This window comes from Pseudomonas sp. GYB4201 (genome assembly GCF_056312595.1).
Genome location: NZ_JBWGIG010000025.1, coordinates 19657 through 40282 on the forward strand (window position 1 = coordinate 19657; position 20626 = coordinate 40282).

16 protein-coding genes are annotated in these 20626 nt (G+C 66.9%); 1 reads left to right on the plus strand and 15 read right to left on the minus strand.

The features are described 5' to 3' along the window. The first annotated feature begins 1 nt into the window (after nt 1). The gene (gene glgB / locus AC0Z2B_RS21735) at nt 2-2224 is read left to right on the plus strand and encodes a 1,4-alpha-glucan branching protein GlgB (protein WP_476299333.1); all 2223 of its coding nucleotides are present in this window, start codon (nt 2-4) and stop codon (nt 2222-2224) included. Between the two features lie 92 nt (nt 2225-2316). Here glgB and AC0Z2B_RS21740 read toward each other — a convergent pair whose 3' ends face one another. From AC0Z2B_RS21740 to AC0Z2B_RS21810, 15 genes are all read right to left on the minus strand, one after another. Beyond that, on the minus strand, nt 2317-3024 hold the full coding sequence (locus tag AC0Z2B_RS21740; protein ID WP_476299335.1) for an autotransporter domain-containing protein: 708 nt from the start codon (nt 3022-3024) through the stop codon (nt 2317-2319). Between the two features lie 309 nt (nt 3025-3333). Then, entirely contained in the window at nt 3334-4065 is a 732-nt protein-coding gene (locus tag AC0Z2B_RS21745) for an endonuclease/exonuclease/phosphatase family protein (protein ID WP_416427428.1), read from the minus strand. Nucleotides 4066-4898: 833 nt separating this feature from the next. Beyond that, the gene (locus AC0Z2B_RS21750; RefSeq protein ID WP_476299337.1) at nt 4899-5120 is read right to left on the minus strand and encodes a DUF6124 family protein; all 222 of its coding nucleotides are present in this window, start codon (nt 5118-5120) and stop codon (nt 4899-4901) included. 394 nt (nt 5121-5514) lie between these two features. After that, nucleotides 5515-5646 (minus strand): hypothetical protein, encoded by a 132-nt coding sequence (locus AC0Z2B_RS21755; RefSeq protein ID WP_476299339.1) that lies wholly within the window; start codon nt 5644-5646, stop codon nt 5515-5517. 387 nt (nt 5647-6033) lie between these two features. Then, nucleotides 6034-6633 carry an SAM-dependent methyltransferase gene (locus tag AC0Z2B_RS21760; RefSeq protein WP_476299340.1) on the minus strand — a complete coding sequence of 200 codons (600 nt, stop codon included), beginning with the start codon at nt 6631-6633 and terminating at the stop codon, nt 6034-6036. Continuing rightward, the gene (locus AC0Z2B_RS21765; protein ID WP_476299342.1) at nt 6630-7388 is read right to left on the minus strand and encodes a PIG-L deacetylase family protein; all 759 of its coding nucleotides are present in this window, start codon (nt 7386-7388) and stop codon (nt 6630-6632) included. Before AC0Z2B_RS21765 ends, AC0Z2B_RS21760 begins: the two co-directional genes overlap by 4 nt. Further along, nucleotides 7385-8392, minus strand: a complete 1008-nt coding sequence (locus AC0Z2B_RS21770) for an acyl-CoA dehydrogenase (protein WP_476299344.1) — start codon at nt 8390-8392, stop codon at nt 7385-7387. The genes AC0Z2B_RS21765 and AC0Z2B_RS21770 overlap by 4 nt, the downstream gene beginning before the upstream one ends. Continuing rightward, a complete protein-coding gene (gene glgX, locus AC0Z2B_RS21775; protein WP_416425443.1) occupies nt 8389-10548 on the minus strand; it encodes a glycogen debranching protein GlgX in 2160 nt (719 codons plus the stop codon). The genes AC0Z2B_RS21770 and glgX overlap by 4 nt, the downstream gene beginning before the upstream one ends. 145 nt (nt 10549-10693) lie before the next feature. After that, the gene (locus AC0Z2B_RS21780) at nt 10694-11047 is read right to left on the minus strand and encodes a DUF2934 domain-containing protein (RefSeq protein WP_476299346.1); all 354 of its coding nucleotides are present in this window, start codon (nt 11045-11047) and stop codon (nt 10694-10696) included. Between the two features lie 14 nt (nt 11048-11061). Beyond that, nucleotides 11062-13845 carry a malto-oligosyltrehalose synthase gene (locus tag AC0Z2B_RS21785; RefSeq protein ID WP_476299348.1) on the minus strand — a complete coding sequence of 928 codons (2784 nt, stop codon included), beginning with the start codon at nt 13843-13845 and terminating at the stop codon, nt 11062-11064. Beyond that, nucleotides 13842-15923: a 4-alpha-glucanotransferase gene (malQ, locus tag AC0Z2B_RS21790; RefSeq protein WP_476299350.1), complete on the minus strand. Its 2082-nt coding sequence runs from the start codon at nt 15921-15923 to the stop codon at nt 13842-13844. The genes AC0Z2B_RS21785 and malQ overlap by 4 nt, the downstream gene beginning before the upstream one ends. Continuing rightward, nucleotides 15920-17692, minus strand: coding sequence for a malto-oligosyltrehalose trehalohydrolase (gene treZ / locus AC0Z2B_RS21795; RefSeq protein ID WP_476299352.1), 1773 nt, complete (start codon nt 17690-17692; stop codon nt 15920-15922). The genes malQ and treZ overlap by 4 nt, the downstream gene beginning before the upstream one ends. Nucleotides 17693-17709: 17 nt before the next feature. Continuing rightward, entirely contained in the window at nt 17710-19278 is a 1569-nt protein-coding gene (gene glgA, locus AC0Z2B_RS21800) for a glycogen synthase GlgA (RefSeq protein ID WP_416425438.1), read from the minus strand. Nucleotides 19279-19756: 478 nt separating this feature from the next. Continuing rightward, the gene (locus tag AC0Z2B_RS21805) at nt 19757-20191 is read right to left on the minus strand and encodes a DUF4440 domain-containing protein (protein ID WP_473003356.1); all 435 of its coding nucleotides are present in this window, start codon (nt 20189-20191) and stop codon (nt 19757-19759) included. A 148-nt stretch (nt 20192-20339) separates the two neighbouring features. After that, on the minus strand, nt 20340-20525 hold the full coding sequence (locus tag AC0Z2B_RS21810) for a DUF6026 family protein (RefSeq protein WP_416425436.1): 186 nt from the start codon (nt 20523-20525) through the stop codon (nt 20340-20342). Between the last annotated feature and the right edge of the window lie 101 nt (nt 20526-20626).

Below are 20626 nucleotides of genomic sequence, written 5' to 3' on the forward strand. Positions count from 1 at the left end.
AATGAACGCGCACAAGGAACAGGGCAAGGTCGGGGCTTTTCCGCACAAGGCGGACATCGAGGCGCTGATCCGTGCCGACCACCGCGACCCGTTCGCGGTACTGGGCCCGCACCCGGACGGTGCGGGCGGGCAATATATCCGTGCCTACCTGCCAAATGCCCTTAGCGTGCAAGTGCTCGACAAGGACAGTCAGCAGGAACGTGGCGCGCTGGAACAGGGCGAGGTGCCCGGGTTCTTCGTCGGCCATTTCCACGACCAGCGCCCGTACCTGCTGAAGGTGCAATGGGCCGGCGGCGAACAGGTCGCCGAGGACCCCTACAGCTTTGGCGAGCTGTTGGGCGAGATGGACCTGTACCTGTTTGCCGAGGGCAACCACCGTGATCTGAGCAGCGCGCTGGGCGCCCAGTGCGTCACCGTGGACGGCGTCGACGGCGTGCGTTTCTCGGTGTGGGCGCCGAACGCCCGGCGGGTGTCGGTGGTGGGTGACTTCAACGTCTGGGACGGCCGCCGCCACCCCATGCGCCTGCGTCATCCGTCGGGGGTGTGGGAGATTTTCGTGCCGCGCCTGCAGCCGGGCGAGACCTACAAGTACGAGGTGCTGGGCCACGACGGCGTGCTGCCGCTCAAGGCCGACCCGCTGGCGCTGGCCACCGAGCTGCCGCCGTCCACCGCCTCCAAGGTGGCGCGCCCGCTCAGCTACCACTGGGGCGATGACGACTGGATGCAGCGCCGCGGCGAGCACCATGGGGTCAACAAGCCGCTGTCGATCTACGAGCTGCACGCCGGTTCCTGGCAGTGCGAGGTCAACGAAGAGGGCGCCATTCGTGCCTACAACTGGCACGAGCTGGCCGAGCGCCTGGTGCCTTACGTGCAGCAGCTGGGCTTCACCCATATCGAGCTGATGCCGATCATGGAACACCCCTTCGGCGGTTCCTGGGGCTACCAGCCGCTGTCGCAGTTCGCGCCGTCGTCCCGCTACGGCTCGCCGGAAGACTTCGCAGCCTTCGTCGACGCCTGCCACAAGGGCGGTATCGGTGTGATCCTCGACTGGGTGCCGGCGCATTTCCCCACTGACACCCATGGCCTGGCGCGCTTCGACGGCACCGCGCTGTACGAATACGACAACCCCCTGGAGGGCTTCCACCAGGACTGGGACACGCTGATCTACAACCTGGGCCGCACCGAGGTGCACGGCTTCATGCTGGCCTCGGCGCTGCACTGGCTCAAGCATTTTCACGTCGACGGCCTGCGCGTGGATGCGGTGGCCTCGATGCTGTACCGCGACTATTCGCGCAAGGCCGGGGAGTGGATTCCCAACCGCTACGGCGGCCGCGAGAACCTGGAAGCCATCGACTTCCTGCGCCACCTCAACGACGTGGTGGCCCTGGAGGCCCCCGGCGCCCTGGTGATCGCCGAGGAGTCCACGGCCTGGCCGGGCGTGAGCCAGCCGACCCAGCAGGGGGGTTTGGGCTTCGCCTACAAGTGGAACATGGGCTGGATGCACGACACGCTGCACTATATCCAAAACGACCCGATCCACCGCACCCATCACCACAACGAAATGAGCTTCGGGCTGATCTACGCCTATTCCGAGCATTTCATCCTGCCCATTTCCCACGACGAGGTGGTGCACGGCAAGCACTCGCTGATCGACAAGATGCCCGGCGACCGCTGGCAGAAATTCGCCAACCTGCGCGCCTACCTGACATTCATGTGGGCGCACCCGGGCAAGAAGCTGCTGTTCATGGGCTGTGAGTTCGGCCAGTGGCGCGAGTGGAACCACGACACCGAGCTGGACTGGTACTTGCTCAAGTACACCGAGCACCTGGGGGTGCAGAAGCTGGTGGGCGACCTTAACCGGCTGTACCGCGAGTACCCGGCGCTGCACGAGCAGGACTGCGTGCCCCAGGGCTTCCAGTGGCTGATTGGCGACGACGCGGCCAACAGTGTGTTTGCCTGGTTGCGCTGGAGCAAGGCGGGCGAGCCGCTGCTGGTGGTGGCCAACTTCACCCCGGTGCCGCGCGAGGGCTACCGCATCGGCGTGCCGTTTGCCGAGCGCTGGGAAGAGGTGCTCAACAGCGACGCCGAGATCTACGCCGGTTCCAACGTCGGCAACGGCGGCGCGGTAGCCACCGAGCCGGTGCACAGCCATGGCCAGCCGCTGTCGCTGTCGTTGAATTTGCCACCGCTGGCGGTGCTGATCCTGCGTCCGCAGGTGTCATAGCGTCGACCCCATCGCGGCCAAGGCCGGCTCCTACGCCAATCGTGGTAGGAGCCGACCTTGGTCGCGATGGGCACAACGCGGCATCTCCCGCGTCACCAGCGCACCTTCACCCCCAGGTCACCAATCAACCCGTTCAGGTCATTCTGGTCGCTGGGGCTGCTGTAGTCGGCCGTCACGAACAAGCTCACCGTCGGCGTCATCCGCGCCACCAGCCCCAGGCCCACTTCCACGGTGGACGAATTGCGGCTGCTGCTGATCTTGTCCACCGGCGCCAGGGCCACCGGGCTGTCGTTGCTGAAGGTGTAGGTCAGGCTGGTGCGCACGAACGGCTCGACGCTGGTGCTGCCCAGTTGGTAGTGGCCGGCCAGCCGCGCGCCTACCCGGCCGCTCCAGCTGGGCTCGCTGTCGTCGCTCAGCAGCCGCGGCCCTTGCCCGGCGGCACCGGGCACCAGCTGCTGGTTGATCAACTGCGCCTGGGGCTCGAACGACCAGTTTTCCCCCAGCACGAACGCCACCGTGCCGCCCAGGGCCACGGCCATGGCGCGGGCGTTGTCCGGGCGGCCGCTGTCCTGCACCTGGGAGCTGACGCTCCAGGCCACGCCCATGCCCTTGGCGAACACGGTGTACTGGCCGGCGTTGCTGGCCGGGTTCGACACGCCGGTGCTGGTGAAGGTGCGGTTGCTCAGGTCCAGCGGCCCGAGCGGGTCTTCTGCGGGCTCCGCCGCTATCGCACGGGCGGGGGTGGCCAGCAGCAGGGAGGCGCAGGCGGCGAAGAAGAAACGCTGTTGGAAAGTGTGCATGGCGTGGCTCCAGTGTCGTGGGTCTGGCAGGGGAGTCGCCGTGTGCGTCGCAACAGGGGCAGGGCAGCCGAAGCCAGCGCCCCAGGCTCTGCTGGGCGCGCTGAAAGGCGCGGAACAGAGACCTGGGCCGGTGTTTTTTTGTTGTGTTGTGTTACCTGTAGCTAAGGAGAGGAGGGGGCTAGCGTCAAGAAAGCGGGGTTTTTCCTTAGCCAGCTAATTAGCACTGGCAAGTGTTTGAAAAACAGCCGCTATTGAAATTGCTAAGCAGCTGAATATCTATGCGCGCGCCGCGCTATTCCAAAACAATCCCTACAGATGCACTTCCACCGTCAATGGCAGATGATCGGACAGATGTGTCCAGGGCTTGTTGCCCAGGATTACCGGCTCATGGCTGGTGGCGTTGCGCAGGTACACCCGGTCCAGGCGCAGCAGCGGGAAGCGCGCCGGGTAGGTGCGCGCCAGGCTGCCATGGTGCTGCTCGAACGCCTCGTGCAGGTCCTGGGCGCGGGTGAGGGTAGCGTTGCCGCGCAGCTTCCAGTCGTTGAAGTCACCGGCGATGATCACCGGCGCGTCCTCGGGCAGCGAGTCGAGCAGCTGGCGCAACAGCCCCAGCTGCTGCTGGCGGTGGCTCTCCAGCAGCGACAGGTGCACGCAGATCGCATGCACCTCGTCATGCCCCGGTACCTGCAACACGCAGTGCAGCAGGCCACGGCGCTCGGGGCCGGTGATCGACACGTCGAGGTTGCGGTAGCGCAGAATCGGGTATTTCGACAACAGCGCATTGCCGTGGTGACCGTCGGGGTACACCGCGTTGCGGCCGTAGGCGTAGTCGCTCCACATGCTGTCGGCGAGGAACTCGTACTGCGAGGTCTGCGGCCAGTTGTGGTGGCGCTCGGCGTGGCCGTCGTGCTCGCCCAGCACCTCCTGCAGAAACACCAGGTCGGCGCCGGTGCTGCGCACCGCTTCGCGCAGCTCAGGCAGGATGAAACGACGGTTGAAGGCAGTGAAGCCCTTGTGGGTGTTGACGGTCAGGATACGCATCCGGTGCACCGCCAGCGGCTGCTCGGGGGGGCGGTTGCGGCGGGCCTGGCCGGTGGGGTCGGCGGTCACGGTCACTCCTTGGATCGGTGGGGCTTATTGGTTGGGACCGATGGCATTCCTGCTCGGTTCCCCTTGCGGCACCGCGGCGCCTGCGGCCGCGTTGTTTTACCCGCGTAGCAGCAACTGTCTTGTGGGAGCAACTGTCTTGAAATGGCGTCGTCTGCATCGCGACTAAAGTCGGCTCCTACCCTATTCGTGGTAGGAGCCGGCCTTGGCCGCGATGCAGGCGACGCTGTCCATGGGGTATCCGCATTCGCGTAGCAGCTGCCGAAGGCTGCGTCCGGGCGGGGCCGCGGTGTGTCTAGGTGACTGCGGCGGCTGCAGACGCGGCCTGCGGCCGCTGCTACGTGGGCGCGTTGTTTTACGCGATAGCAGCAACTGTCTATTGGGTTGAACACTGTGGGAGCAAAGCTTGCTCGCGATGACGTCAGTACGGGCTCCATCGCGAGCGAGCTTTGCTCCCACAGTGCGTATCGTAGCAATTGTCTTTTCGCGCAGCGGCTACCGCAGGCTGTATTTGGGCGACGCCGCGGTCCTTCAGGATAACCGCGGCGCCTGTGGACGCGGCCAGGCGGCCGCTGCTACAGGTGGGGTGGGCACGAGGTTCTGTGTAATAGCTGTCGCTCTGCTGCGGAGATTGATGCGGCAATTTCCGCGAAGACATTTGTTGCTAGGCACATAGGGCTTTACGGGATGACCACAGGCCTTCGTACTGAGCGAATGCCCAGCCAACTTTTACCCGTGACTGGCTGGGATGATATCGGACTGATCGGTTAATCCGTCTTGTGGACCGCGGCAATGTCGAGCATCCGCAACACCGCATCCATCTTGTCTCGCGCCATCTCAATCAGATGCACCACTGCAAACGCATGATCCCGTCGATCCCCCAGCAGCTCATCCGCATTCTCATACGCAGTAGCCTTGGCAGATCGAAGCAATCCATCAGCGTCATATAGCAGTTGTTCAACGGTTTTTACTTGAATGTCATGATTCATGGTCTAGCTCCCAGAGTTTTGGAGCTGCCACGGGCCTTCCTACGGGCTTTGGGTGGCAGCTGTACGCGGGGTAGGAATACCGGAACTCTAGGCAACCGGCCACGCGCGAGCGTGCCCGCGCACAGCTGCCATAGCGTGCTGCAGATGCACATGAGCGCTTGCAGTCGATACGGTTGGCACGTGCGCGCCTAGTTTTGTGCCGGGTTCCTACGCCCAGGTCGCTGATTTGGCAGCAACGGCAGGGAGGGTAGCGTGGGACGGGAGGGCGATCAAGGGGAGGGTGCTACGGTGTGTGCTGGAAGGTATCAATAGTGCAGAAGGCGCGAATCACATGAGATTGTCGGAGCGCGAAATCAGCAGAGGGCGTACACCCCCTGCTGATTTTCATAGCGCGTCACTTGCGGGGTTTGCCTGCGTCGCTGCGCTTCTCTCGAATCTGTCCATCTTGATTTCGAGAACGCGGCTGTTCACCGCCGCCAGGCTTGGGAACGTTGACGTCTTTGTTGATAGGACGACGATCTGTCATACGAAATCTCCTTCATACGTTAAGTATCTTACGAAATACGTTGGTAGACAGCAGGCAGCCCAGAAGCCGTTTTACATTATGTGGTGGTTTTTGGTGTGCCTTAGCCCAATATAGTGTGTTTTTTCTTTGCTCGCAAATTTTTTGGATCACATCTTCTCGTGTATTAGCGCGGGCGTCGCGAGAACCGGCGTCGGACTCCAGGCCCTGTGTTTGTTTCAATCAAAAGCACGGTACTCTCCCCAGAATTGGCTGGGCTCGCGACCCTCTCCATCTTGGCGTGGGAATGGGCTCAACGTTGTTCTGGCTTAATACGAGTGCAAGGGGGACAAAATACAGGCGTGCGGAAACGCATTTATCCAAGATGCATCAGATGCAGTAGAGCGCTGTTTACCGCAGGCCTTCGTGCTCGGCTACCGACAACGGGTCGCGGCTCCACAGTTGCAGCACGAAATCCTTTTCGCGGTGTTCCAGCAGCGCGGCCATGCCTAGGCCCTCGTCCAGCTGCCGGTGCACGCCGTCGCCGTCCAGGCTGCAGCCGTCGATGGGTGCGCGCCAGTGGCAGGCCAGCAGCTGGCCGTCGGCGGTGAGGCTGTGGCGGCAGGCGCGGATGAGTTGGGTAAGGTCTGCCGGGTCGAGGTAGTAGCACAGTTCGTTGAGTACGATCAGGTCGAAGCGCTGGGCTGGCCATTGGGCGGGCAGGCGCCATTGTTCGACGCGGGCGTGGGGGGCGTCGGCCAGTTGCTGGCGGGTGAGGGCCACGGCGCGGGCGGCGGTGTCGCAGCACAGCAGGCGGTCGCAGCGGGCGGCCAGCACCTGGCTGGTGGCGCCGTTGGCGCAGCCGGGTTCGAACACGCTGGCGTAGCGGGCGCGTGGCAGGCAGGCGGCCAGCAGGGCGCGCTTGCGCTGTTCGTACCAGCGCTGGTGCATGGCCCAGGGGTCGTCGTTGCCGGCGAACAGCTGGTCGAAGACGCTGTCGTCGACGCTCACAGGAACACCACTTCAAAGGGCTGCAGCAGGCGCTCCAGCACGTCCGGCGGCAGCACCGGCGCCAGGCCGATGGCGGCGTCGCCTTCCAGCTGGCTGGTGAACGCCTGGGCGGCGTGGCGCTTGCGCGCGACCATGGCCGGGCTCAGGGCGATCTTGCGTGCCCGTTGCCAGGGCACTCGCGGGTCCTGGGGGCGGGCCCAGTGCCAGGTCCAGATCGGCACTTCGTGGCAGCACGCGCCCACGGCCTCGGCGGCGGCGCGGCTGGCCTCGCCCACGGCCTCGTGGTCGCAGTGGCCGTCGTGGCGCCAGGTGGCGAACACCACGTCGTCGGGTTGCAGGTGCGCTTGCAGGAAGGCCTGCAGCTGAGCGCGGGCGGCGGGGACCTGGCTGTCGCCCAGGCCCACCCGCAGCCAGCTCAATTGTTCAGTGTCGGCGCCCAGGCGGCGCAGGGCCTCGGCGCTTTCCAGCGGGCGCTCGGTGCCCAGCCGGGCCACCGGCCAGCGCTGCGAGCCGGGGTGGCTGGCGGTGCCGTCGGTGACGGCGACCAGCAGCACCGGCCGGCCCAGGGTGATCAGGTGTTGCAGCAGGCCGCCGCTGCCCAGCACTTCGTCATCGGGGTGCGGGGCGACAATCACGGCGCGGGCGCCGGTCGGCACCAGGCGGTCCACTTCGATGTGCGGCAGTTGCGCCAGCAGTGGGCAGGCCTGCCAGGCGGCCAGCGGCGTGCCGTGGCCGACAATGGGGTTGGCGTTCATAGGTTCCACTCGCTGGACAGGGCGTGGCGGGTCAGTTCGCCCAGGGCCGCCAGGTCACGTTCGGCGTGGCTCTGGCGCAGGAACACCGGCAGGTCGGCGGCCAGCCGGGCGAAGTGGCCGTCCTTGCAATAGGGGCTGGCGCCCAGGGCGCGGCCGACATGACCCAGCACCTGTTCGCAGCCGTGTTCGATGACGGCGCGCGCGCGGCGTGCCAGCCATTGGCAATCGTCGGTGGGGGCAGAGTCGATGGTACTGGCAGCCTGCTGCAGCACCGCGCGCATGGCCGCCAGGGCAGTGTCCACCGCACCCAGGTGCGCCAGCGCATGCGGGTCATCGCGTTGCAGGCAGTGGCCGTGCAGGCGCTGGGCCAGTTGCTGCGCGGCGCCGTACCAGCAGGCAGCAATGCCGATGCCGCCCTGCCAGAAGCCCGGCCGGGCGATGTACTGGCCGGGCGCGCCCACCGGGGTGCCCTCGGCCTGCTCGAACAGCACCTCGACGCTGCCGGTGGCGGCCATGCCCACGGCGTCCCAGCCCAGGTCGGTGACGGTGACCCCCGGTTGCCTGAGGGCCACCGCCACCAGTTGCTGTTCACCGCCTTCGTCCCAGGCCGTGAGCAGCGCGTGGCTGAGCTGGCTGGCGCCCGAACACCAGGCCTTGCGCCCGTCCAGCCAATAGCGCCCCTGATGATGACGCACGCTGAGGCGCGCGCTCGGGGGTTCCGCCGCCCACATGCCCCAGGTGGTGTTGGGCGCCGGCTGCAGCGCCGCCAGCTCGGCCATGATCGCCAGGGCGTCGGTGTGCCCTTCGTACAGCTTGCACAGGCCCAGGTCCTGCCCGGCCACCCAGGCCAGGCAGCGCCAGCGCTCCAGGGTGCGCCCCGTGCCGGGGCGCGGCAGCTGGTCGAGGCCCTCGGCCACCAGGGCGGCGAGGGCGTGGTGCAGGGCACTGGCGTCGGGGTAGCCCCCGGGCGGACGCTTGAGCGTCGCCGCCAGCACCCGGTTCATTCCTCCACGTCCCGGTGCAGTTCGAACAGCAGCAGCGAGCGGCCGGTGACGAGGAAGTCACTGCCGAACGGCAGCTGCTCGCGCTCACGCAGCTCGGGGCGATTGGTGTCGATCAGGCACGTCCAGTATTGCCCTTCCGGCACCTCGGGCAGCACGAAATTGACCACGTCGTGGTGGGCGTTGACGATCAGCAGCAGGGTGGCGTCGGCCCCCGGCTTGCGGATGCCGCTGGGTTGCGCGCGGCCGTCGAGCAGCATGCCCAGGCAGCGGCCATGGCTGTCATGCCACTGCTCGGTGGTCATCTCGCTGGCGTCGGGGGCCAGCCAGGTGACGTCCTTGACGCCGATGTCCTCGTTGTAGGTGCCCACCAGGAAACGGTTGCGGCGCAGGATGGGGTAGGACATGCGCAGGCGGATCAGCCGGCGCACGAAGCGCAGCAGGCCCTTGCCGTCCTCGTCCAGGTCCCAGTTCACCCAGCCGATCTCGCTGTCCTGGCAGTAGGCGTTGTTGTTGCCGTTCTGGGTGCGGGCGAATTCGTCGCCGGCGACGATCATCGGCGTGCCCTGGGAGAACAGCAGCGTGGCGAAGAAGTTGCGCATCTGCCGCAGGCGCAGCTCGACGATCTCGCGGTCGTCAGTGGGGCCTTCGACGCCGTGGTTCCAGGACAGGTTGTTGTTGCTGCCGTCCTGGTTGTTCTCGTCGTTGTCTTCGTTGTGCTTGTCGTTGTACGACACCAGGTCGCGCAGGGTGAAGCCGTCGTGGGCGGTGATGAAGTTCACCGAGGTGTAGGGGCGGCGGCCGCGCTGGTTGAACAGCTCGCCGGAACCGGTCAGGCGCCCGGCGAAATCGGCCAACTGGCCGTCGTCGCCTTTCCAGAAGGCGCGGGCGGTGTCGCGGAAGCGGTCGTTCCATTCCGCCCAGCCGGGGGCGAAGCCGCCCACCTGGTAGCCGCCGGGGCCGCAGTCCCAGGGCTCGGCGATCAGCTTGACCTGGCGCAGCACCGGGTCCTGGCGGCAGGCCACGAGGAAGCTGTGGCGTTCGTCGAAGCCCTCGTGGTAGCGGCCCAGAATGGTCGCCAGGTCGAAGCGGAAGCCGTCCACGTGCATCTCGGTGGCCCAGTAGCGCAGCGAGTCGGTGACCATCTGCAGCACGCAGGGGTGGCTCAGGTCCAGGGTGTTGCCGGTGCCCGAGTCGTTGATGTAGAAGCGCTTGTTGTCGGGCATCAGCCGGTAGTAGCTGGCGTTGTCGATGCCGCGCATGGACAGCGTCGGGCCCTGCTCGTTGCCCTCGGCGGTGTGGTTGTAGACCACGTCGAGGATCACCTCCAGGCCGGCGTCGTGCAGGTGCGCGACCATTTCCTTGAACTCGGCGATCTTGCCGTTGGCCAGGTAGCGCGGGTGCGGGGCGAAGAAGGTGATGGTGTTGTAGCCCCAGTAGTTGTTCAGGCCCTTCTGCAGCAGGTGCTGGTCGTTGACGAAGCCGTGGATGGGCAGCAGCTCGATGGAGGTCACGCCGAGCTTTTTGATGTGCTCCACCACGTCCGGCACCATCAGGCCGGCGAAGGTGCCGCGCACGTCCTCGGGCACCGAGGGGTGGCGCATGCTGATGCCGCGCGTGTGGGTCTCGTAGAAGATGGTCTTGTCCCACGGCACGTTGACGCGCTGGTCGCGGCCCCAGGTGTAGGCGGGGTCGATGACCCGGCACTTGGGCACGAAGGGCGCGCTGTCGCGTTCGTCGAAGCTGAGGTCGCCGTCGGGGTGGCCGATGGTGTAGCCGAACAGCGATTCGGACCATTTCAGCTCGCCGACCATCTGCTTGGCGTAGGGGTCGATCAGCAGTTTGTTGTGGTTGAAGCGGTGGCCGTTTTCCGGGTCGTACGGGCCATACACGCGGTAGCCGTAGGTCAGCCCCGGGTGGGCGTCAGGCAGGTAGCCGTGGAAGATCTCGTCGGTGTATTCGGGCAGCTCGATGCGTTCCAGCTCGTGCTCGCCGCTGGAGTCGAACAGGCACAGCTCGACCTTGGTGGCGTTGGCCGAGAACAGCGCGAAGTTGACCCCCAGGCCGTCCCAGGTGGCGCCGAGCGGGAAGGGCAGGCCTTCACGAATGCGGGTCGGGTCGGTGCCAGGGGCGGGGGTAAAGGCTTTTTGGCGGGTCATGAGAAGGTCCTTGCACTGCGAATTCAGGGCGATAGCGGGCCGTGCCGGTGCAGAGCCCGGTGAACGGGGGCGTTGAAGAGGTGGTGCACACGGGCACCCCGGGCAGCGCGTGGGCGCTAGCCGAGGGCCGGGAGCGTTGGCTGGATCAGCTGGCGGGCGGCTTCTTCGCCGCGGCCCGTGGCTTTTTCTCGGCCGCAGGCTTGTCGGCGGCGGCCTTCACCGCGGGCGCGGGCTTGGCCTTGGGCGCGGCCGCCGGGGCAGGTTTGGCGGCCGCCGGCTTGGCTGCAGCGGCAGGCTTGGCCTTGGCCTCGGTGGCGCTGCCAGCCTTGGGCTTGGCAGTAGCGGCCTTGGCCTTGCCCGGCTTGGTGGGGGCCAGGGCTTCGGCTTCGGCGAGCTTGCGGGCCATTTCCCAGTGGCGCTCTTCATGCCCCTCGGGTTTGCCTTCCGATTCCCATATCTGGTAGGCGAATTCACGTATACGTTTGTCGTCAGCACTCATTTCAACGCTCCTGATCACAAGTCACTTTGTACTAAGAGATTGACCGGAAAATCCTTCAGCGCAGCGTTCAGCCACACTTCCTTATTGGGTGTGACTGCTACGTCCGAAAAAAGTCCCTTAAATGTAGGCAGAGTGTAGTTAGTCGGTAGCACCACGCGGGTATCTCCCCACTTGGCTGCCTCGATGAGCGGCTGGGCAGTGTCCCCCAGCAGCTCGCTGGCCAGGCGTGGCACGATGACGATGGCCAGTTCACCGGCATGAATCCGGGCGAAGGCCAACACGCGGTCGGCCTGTTCGCCCTGCACGGGCAAGGGTTGGTAACGGCCCCGGGCGAACAGCTCGACGTGTTCGGCGCGGCGGCGCAGGGTGCGGGCAATCAGTTGCTGCTTGATATGACCGTTGGCCCACTCCTGCACCAGCTGCGCCGGGCTGGGGTTGGCCTGCAGGGCCTGCTCACGGGCAGCGTAGTCCACCGGGCGGCGGTTGTCCGGGTCCACCAGGCTCAGGTCCCAGAATTCGGCGCCCTGGTACAGGTCGGGAATGCCCGGCACGGTCATGCGCAGCAGGGTCTGCACCAGGCTGTTCAAGGCGCCGGCGGGGCTGATGCGCTGCACCGCGGCCACCAGCGAGGCGCGCAGCTGCTGGCATTGCGGGTCCAGCAGGAGCGTTTCCAGGTAGGCCTTGCAGGCCTGTTCGTAGGGCTCGTTGGGCGCGCTCCAGCTGCTGGCCAGCTTGGCCTCGCGCAGGGCTTTCTGCTGCCACTGGTACAGGCGTTCGGCGTAGGCCTCGAGGCCTTCACGGTCATCGGCAGAGAGCCCCAGCGGCCAGCTGCCGAGCAGCGCCTGGAACAGGATCAGTTCGTCGCCGGGGCTGGGCGCGGGGTTGTCGCCGACGCTGCCACGCAGCGGTTCGGCCAGCTCCAGCCAGTGGTTGACGCGGCCGGGGTACCAGCTGCTGCGCTCGCTGAGCACGGCCAGGCGCGCGCGGCTGTCTTCGCCGCGCTTGTGGTCGTGGGTGGCGGTGGCCAGCAGGTTGTCGGGGAAGTGCGCCAGGCGCTGCTCGCAGGCCTGGTGGAAGGCCTGGGGCGGGGCGCTGAAGTGTTCGGCGTCGAAGCCCACGTCGTTGCGCGACAGCAGCACCGCGGAGCGATAGAACGCGGTGTCTTCCACGGCCTTGGCGGCGGTGGGCGAGGTCAGCTGCTGGAAGCGCACGCAGGCATGGCGCAGCAGCTTGCGTGGGCGCCCCGGCGGCAGGTCGCGCCAGGGCTCGCCGCCAAGCCAGCGCGCCAGGTAATCGAGCACCGGCCAGTCGGCCTCGCTGAGGCTGGCGCGGGCGCCTTCCAGTGCCTGCTGGAAGAAACCCTCGTCCTGCGCGGGGCGCCCGCAGGCGTTGATGTAGGTGCGGTACACCGGGTAGTGCACCACCAGCGCCTGCAGGGCGCGGCGGATGGCGCCCAGGGTCAGGTCGCGGCTCATCAGGTCGCCACGGGCGACCTGCAGCAGGGCCTGGGCCACCGACTCGCAGTCGCCGGCCAGGGTGCCATTGATCACCAGGTGGCGAGCGGCGTGGGCTTCCTCCTCGAACACCGCCGGGCGCCCGCTGAGGCTGCTCCACAGCTCAGCCAGGGGCTCGGCGCCGGCCGGGTCGTGTTGCAGGCGCGAGACCTGGTTCATGAATTCGTAGCCGGTGGTGCCGTCCACCTGCCAGTCGCGGTGCAGCTGTTCGTCGGCGCCGAGGATCTTCTCCACGTAGATGGGGAAGTGTTCGAGTGCGGCCTCCGGCGGGCGCGCCGCCAGCAGCCCGTCGACCCGCCGGCGCAGCTTGCGGCAGTAGCAGCGCGGGTCGGCCAGGCCGTCCACGTGGTCGATGCGCAGGCCGTCGATCAGGCCCTGCTGCACCAGTTCGAAGATTTTCGCGTGGGTGGCGTCGAACACGGCCGCGCGTTCCACGCGCAGGCCGCCCAGCTCGTTGACGTCGAAGAAGCGCCGCCAGTTGATGTCATCGGCGGCGGTGCGCCAGCTGGCCAGGCGGTAGTGCTGTTTCTCCAGCAGCCGGTGCAGGCGCTTGAAGCCGTCCTCGGTGGTGGCGTCGAAGCGTTGCAGCAGGGCGTCCAGCGCGGCCTTGTGGCTGTGGCTCAGGGCCGCCAGTTCGCCGCGCAGCTCGATGGCCTTGTCGTAGGCGTGCGGGTCTTGCTCCAGGGCGCCGAAGCGGCCGCCCAGGCTGCTCAGCACCGGGTCGTCGGCGGGGCTGAGCAGGTCGGCGTAGTCAGGCGGCGACACCGGGAAGCGGTGTTCGTAGTGCTCGATGTAGAACTGCCCCGCGCTGGCATCCAGGCGCACCGGGATCTCGCCGGCCTGCAGGCAGGCGCCGTAGTCGTTGCCCAGGAACGGCAACAGCAGCTGGCCTTCGAGCAGCGGGTCGGGGGAATGCCACTGGATGTCGAAGAACTCGGCGTAGGGGCTGCGCCGGCCCCATTCCAGCAGCTCCAGCCACCAGGGGTTGTGGCCGCCGCCCACGGCCATGTGGTTGGAGACGATGTCCAGCACCAGGCCCATGTCGTGGGCGCGCAGGGTCTGCACCAGCCGCCGCAGCGCCGGCTCGCCACCCAGTTCGGGGTTGATGCGGGTGGGGTCGACCACGTCGTAGCCGTGCATGGAGCCGGGCCGCGCCTTGAGGATGGGCGAGGCGTAGACGTGGCTGATGCCCAGTTGCTTGAAATACGGCACCCGGGCTGCGGCGTCGTCCAGGGTGAAGTCCTTGTGGAACTGCAGGCGAATGCTGCCGGTCATGGCCTTCATCGGTCACGCTCGCTGGCTTGTTGGCGGGCGCAGGCCAGCAGCTCCAGGCGCCGGGCGGCGTCTTCGTCGTCGAGCAGCGCCTGGCTGTCGCCGTTGAAGCGCCGGCGCCAGTTGGGGTGGCTGTCGATGGTGCCAGGCAGGTTGGGCTGTTCCTCCACGCCCAGGGCGTCCTCTACCGGCAGCAGCACCAGCGGCGCGCGGGTGTGGCCGAGGAAGCGCACGCAGGCGTCGATGACCTGGTCGGTTTCTTCGCCTTCCCCGCTGAAGTTCTGGCTGTCCTGGGCCAGCACATGGCGCAGGCCGCGACGCTCGTGCTCGCGGGTTTCGCGCCAGTGGCGCTCGGTGTGTTCGTCGATGAGGTTGAGCTTGTGGTTCCAGTCGATGTCACGGGCCTTCCACCAGCCATGCAGGGTCGACAGGTCGTGGGTGGTGCTGGTGGCCAGGGCGTTGTCGGGCCAGTGCAGCACGGGGTGGAAGTGGCCGGGGTGAGCCTGTTCGAACAGCAGCACGCGCATGCCCAGCATGTGCCGGGCGCTGAGTTTTTCGCGCAGGCCGTCGGGCACGGTGCCCAGGTCTTCGCCGAGGACGATGGCCTGGTGGCGGTGCGATTCCAGGGTCAGCAGGCGCAGCAGGTCGTCGATGGGGTAGTGCAGGTACGCGCCCTCGCTGGGCAAAGAGCCCATGGGGATCACCCACAGGCGCTGCAGGCCCATGACATGGTCGATGCGCAGGCCGCCGGCGTGGGCGAAGTTGGCCCGCAGCATTTCGATGAAGGCGCGGAAGCCGTTGCGCACCAGGCCTTCGGGGCTGAACGCGGAGATACCCCAGCCCTGGCCGGAGCGGTTGAGGATGTCCGGTGGCGCGCCCACGGTGAGGTCGGCCAGCAGCTCGTCCTGGCGGCTCCAGGCCTGGCTGCCGTCGCCGTCGGCGCCCACGGCCAGGTCGGCGATCAGGCCGATGCGCATGCCGCTGGCCCTGGCGGCGTTTTGCGCGCGTTCCAGGCTGCGCGCCACCAGCCATTGGCAGAAGGCGTAGAAACTGACCTGGTCGCTGTGCTCGCGGGCGAACTCGGCGATGGCGGGGCTTTGTGGGTCGTGCCACTCGGCGGGCCACTGGCGCCAGTCCTGGCTGGCACCGCGCGCGGCGCAGTCGGCTTGCAGGGCCTCGAACCGGCAGTGGTTTTCCAGCGCTTCGCCGCCGGCGTGGCGGAAGCTGGCGAAGTCGGCGGTCAGCGGGTGGTCGCCGTGGCTGAAACCGTTGTACAGGGACCGCAGCAGGGCGAACTTGGCATCGGCGGCCGCCGGCCAGTCCACCAGCGGCAGCTGCTCAAGGTGGCCGAGGGTTTCCGCCAGGCCGGTGTCATCCAGCGCCACGCGCAGCGCGCGCTCGCCCAGAATGGCGCCGGGCGCGGCGTACAGGCAGTTGAGGAACAGCCGGCTGGACGGCGAATAGGGGCTGTAGCGGTGGGCGTCGTTGCTGAACATGGCGTGCATGGGGCTGATGGCCAGGGCGTCGCAGCCACGTTCGCCGGCGCTGCGGGCAAAGGCTTCCAGTGCCTGGGTGTCGCCGAAGCCGCCGTCGCCGCTGCGCCGCAGGCTGTACAACTGCACGCTGAGGCCCCAGGCCCGCGGCGCGGCTTCGCTTACAGCGTCGCCGACGCTGTAGCAGCGCTGCGGCGCCACGGCCAGGGTGAACTGCTGGCCTTCGATGCGCACGTCCTGGTAGCCGGGCGGCAGCAGGCCGGGCAGCGCGGCGTGGGCGTCCAGGCGCAGGTCCAGGGTGGCGCCGTCTTCCAGGAACACCTGGCACGGGGTGTGGGCCGGGAAGTAGCGGCCCAGGTCCAGCGGCTGGCCGTGGTCCACGGTCAGCAGCGGCGGCAGGTGTGTGTCGCGGCGCACCCGGTTCAGGTCTTCAAGGCTGGCCGCCACGGCCTCGTCGGTGTCGGCAGGGTGGCCGAGGCCGGCCAGCACCTTGCGCAGCACCGGGTCGGCCACGGTTTGTGGCCGGCCGTTGGCGTCGGTCCAGTGCACGGCCAGGCCAGCGTGTTGCGCCAATGTCCGCAGTCGCTCATCAGTCATGCATCATCTCCGGCAGGGGTCAGGCTGACCAGGGCGCTATAAGGGGGAAGGCGGTGTGCCGGGGCCGATTCGGCGGCCGCCTGGCGGCTGTCGAACAGGCGATGGCGTGGGTCGGGCAGTTCGGCGGCCACGGGCTCGGCGCTCAGGTTGAGGTCGATGCGCAGTTCGCTGCCATCGTTGAGCTGCCAGCGCGCGCTGACCGCGCCTTCGGCGAGCACCTGCGCGCCCAGCGAGCGGCTGCCGGGCAGGTGCTCGGTGAGGTACTCGCGGCGCAGGCCCAGCAGGGTCCGGTAAAGCACCGGCCAGGGCGCGTCCACGTCGGGGAAGCTGGGGCGCGAGGCGGCGAAGGTCTGCTCGGCGTTGGGGTCGGGGATGTGTTCGCGTTTTTCTTCGTCGGCGAATACCGCGAAGCTGGCGAACTCGTTGCGCCGCCCCTCCCGCACGGCCTTGGCCAGTTCGCCGTGGTGGTCGGTGAAGAACAGGAACGGCTCGCTGGCCGCGCCTTCGTCGCCCATGAACAGCAGCGGCACCATGGGCGAGAGCAACAGCAGGGTGGTGGCCGCGCGCAGGGCGTCGGTGCTGCACAGCTGCGACAGGCGTTCGCCGAAGGCGCGGTTGCCGACCTGGTCGTGGTTCTGCAGGAACAGCACGAAGGCGTTGGGCGGCAGGTGGCCGCTGGGTTCGCCGCGCGGCTCGCCATGGCGGTTGCGCTCGCCCTGGTAGATGAAGCCCTCGCTGAGGCAGCGCGCCAGTTTCTGCGTGGGCTGCTCGGCGAAGTCGCCGTAATAGGCCTCGGTCTCGCCGGTCAGCAGCACGTGCAGGGCGTTGTGGCCGTCGTCGTTCCACTGCGCGTCGTAGCCTTCTTCCAACAGGTGCGCCTGGTTCAGCTCGTTCTCCAGGGTCAGCCACACGTGGCGCGGGGCGTCGACCTGCTGGCGAATGCGCGCGGCCATCTGCTTGAGGAAACCGGGGTCTTCGATGGCGTGCACGGCGTCGAAGCGCAGGCCGTCGAAGCGGTATTCCAGCAGCCACATCAGCGCGTTGTCGATGAAGAAGTCACGCACCTGCGGGCGGCGGAAGTCGATGGCGTCGCCCCACGGGGTCTTCTGGTCGTGACGGAAGAAGCCCTTGGCATAACGGCCCAGGTAATTGCCGTCAGGCCCGAAGTGGTTGTACACCACGTCGAGGATCACCATCAGGCCATGGCCGTGGGCGGCGTCGATCAGGTGCTTGAGCTGTTCGGGCGTGCCATAGGAGGACTGCGGCGCGTAGGGCAGCACGCCGTCATAGCCCCAGTTGCGGGTGCCGGGGAACTGCGCCAGGGGCATCAGTTCGATGGCGGTCACGCCCAGCTCGGCCAGGCGCGCCAGGTGTTTCTCCACGCCGGTGAAGCCGCCCAGGGCGCCCACGTGCAGTTCGTAGATCACCGCCTCGTGCCAGGGGCGGCCGGCCCACTCGGTGAACTGCCAGGGGTAGGCGTTGGGGGCGACCACCAGGCTGGGGCCGTGCACGTCGCCCTGCTGGGCGCGGGACGCCGGGTCGGGCACGCGCAGTTCGCCGTCGATCTGGTACTGGTAGGCCGTGCCGGGTGGGCAGTGCGCCTTGATCACGAACCAGCCGTCATCCTGGGGCAGCATGGGCAGTGACTGCCCATCCCCCAGTTCAACGCTGACGTGGAAGGCGTCGGGCGCCCACAGCGCAAAGCGCGTGAGGCCCGAATCCAGAAGCAGTGCACCATGTGACCAGGTTTCAGGTGTCGGTAGCGGCATCGATGAAACCTCTTCCGTTAGTGTCTACCTGATACGGCCACCGATTTGTGCACGAGTTCCGAGTAAAGCTTGGCGTAGGGTTCCACCGCCTGGCTCCAGTTGAACGGCTGGGTCATGGACAGGCAGCGCATGGCGTTGAGCAGGTCGGGCTTGCTGAACACGTAGAAGGCCCGGCTCAGGGCTTCTTCGTAGCTGGCCACGGTGGACTCGTTGAACAGGAAGCCAGTGACGCCGTCCTCGATGGTGTCGGCCAGGCCGCCGGTGTTGCGCGCCACCGGCAGCGAGCCGTAGCGCTGGGCGTACATCTGGCTCAGGCCGCAGGGCTCGTAGCGCGAGGGCATCAGCAGGAAGTCGCTGCCGGCGAACATGCGCCGGGCGTCGGTTTCGTTGAAGCCGATGCGCACGCTGATCTTGCCCGGGAAGCGTTGGGCCAGCTCGCGCATGGCCTGTTCCTCTTCCGGCTCGCCGCGGCCGATGATCGCGATCTGGCCCCCCTGGTTGACGATGTACTCGGCCACGCCCTGGGTCAGGTCCAGGCCTTTCTGGTACACCAGGCGCGAGACCACGGCGAACAGCGGGCCGTCGGAGTCGTCCAGCTCGAACAGCTGGCGCACGTGGTCGGCGTTGACCTGCTTGCCTTCCCAGTCGTTGAGGCTGAAGGGGCAGATCAGGTGCGGGTCGGTGGCCGAGTCCCAGCTGTCGTCGATGCCGTTGGGAATGCCGCCCAGCAGGCCCTGGTAGGCCTTGCTGCTGAGGAAGCCGTCAAGGCCGCAGCCAAATTCGGGGGTGGTGATTTCCTCGGCGTAGGTGGCGCTGACCGTGGTGATATGGCTGGAATAGGCCATGCCCGCCTTGAGGAACGACAGCTTGCCGTAGAACTCCATGCCTTCCTGCTGCAGCGCATGCTCGGGCACGCCCAGCTCGGGGCAGCAGGCACGGCTGACCACGCCCTGGTAGGCCAGGTTGTGGATGGTGAACAGGGTCGGGGTGCTCAGGCCGCGCCAGTGCATATAGGCAGGGGCCATGCCGGCGGGCCAGTCGTGGGCGTGTACCAGGTCGGGCTTCCAGTGCACCATGCCCAGGCCGGCGGCGATGTCGGCGGCGGCCAGGCCCAGGCGGGCGAAGCGGATATGGTTGTCCGGCCAGTCGCGGCCGTTGTTGGCGCCGTAGGGGGTGCCGTCGCGCTCGTACAGCTCGGGGCAGATCAATACGTAGATGACCAGCCCGTCCTTGAGGTCCATGCGCCCGATCTTGCACGGCGGCAGGGCCGCGTGGCCGCCCAGTTCGCCAACGATGTGGATGGGGTTGTCACTGTTGAGCACTTGCGGGTAACCGGGGATCAACACCCGCACATCGTGCAGGGGGCTCATGGCGCGGGGTAGCGCCTGGGAAACGTCACCCAGGCCACCGGTCTTGACCAGATCAGCGATTTCCGACGTGACGAACAATACTTTCTGGCGCTGAGAATCATGACGTGCTTCGGGTAGAAGTACCTTGCCCGTCGATGCGATCTGCGCCAGTTCAGTCGGTTCGCTTTCCTGCTGTTTAAAACGCTCTCCATGGATTTCGACAGCGGCACTGATCATTGTTCTCTCCCGTGCATTAATGCATGTGTGGCAAGCACCTGATTTTGATCCAGCGACCCCACGGCCAAGCGCACAAGCGCGACGCGCGCCGGCTATCCTGCCGGTGGCGAATTGACGGGGTGGGGTTGGCCAGCCGCTGAAATGCACTCCATATCCGCGGCCTACCTTTAACCTGACCTGCCGCTAATACGGAAGTTTCGACTTTTTACGGTCGCGCCTCCCGAGCGGTGTGCGGGCTGAGTTTTGAGTGTAGGAAAAAATTCAGACTCCGTGGTCACGGCACGACTGACGGAAGGTCGGAATGCTGTTGTGGGGTGGGCCGGTTGGGGGCGGGGCCTTGAAATACGCGGGTTGGGCGGGGTGGCGGGGTTAGAATGAAATTTCTAGAAACACATCAGGTCATTGAGTTGGAGGGTGGTGCTGGGGACGCGGCCTTTGGCCGCTGCTACGGACCGTTCGGGTCGCGTCCCTAGCTTTGTCAGCCCTGGGGCATCAGCGACGAATGATGGCTGCCGATCAGCCACTGCTTGCCGTCCCAATCCCAGGTGTAGCTGTAGCGCGCCTGCACGGTTTCGCCGCTGGCGGCGAAGGTGAACTCATACACCCCGGCATCCAGCAGCGTGTCGCACTGGCTGCGCACGCTGCGGCTGATCACGCGGCCGCTGGGGCGTTTCTGCAGGAACTGCTGGAAATATTCCAGCCGTTCGGCCGGGGTCAGGCGCACCTGGTTGGACAGGGTGGGCAGCAGCACCGCGTCGATCTGGTAGGTGGCTGCCACCAGGCCAGGGTCGCCGCTTTGCAGGGCGCTGTTCCAGCGCTCGAACAGCTGCGCAGCGTCCGCCTCGCTGGCGGTCTGGCAGGCCTGGGCGGCAACCGGGGTCAACAGCAGTGCAACCAATGCGAATCCTTTCACGTACCAATCCTCTGCAGCTGGCGGCCGCCGAATGCGGCGCGCCGGGGCCAGGCACTCTAGGTGCGGGGCAGGCAGGGTTGGTAGCGGGAAAGGGTTCCAGCGTTGGCCGGCAGGGCGAAACCCTGCCGGGACGGGGAGGGACAGCGAATCAGGCGATCTTGGCCTGGGCGCCACCGGCAAGGCCGGTGTCCTGCTGGGACTGCAAGAGCATCATGGTCAGGTGGGCGACCTTTTTCTGCAACTGGTCGCGTTCTTCTTTCAATTCGCGCAGTTCGTCACGACGCACCGTGACATAGAGGGTTTGGGGGGGTGTTGCTGGCAGTAAAGTTCCCATTGCTCACCTCGCAAATGGCATGTCTCACAGTGAGGATAGCCGACCTTGAGCGTTTGCTAGGCCTGTCTGTACCTCTGTCGGCGCGGATTCTGATTTCTTTC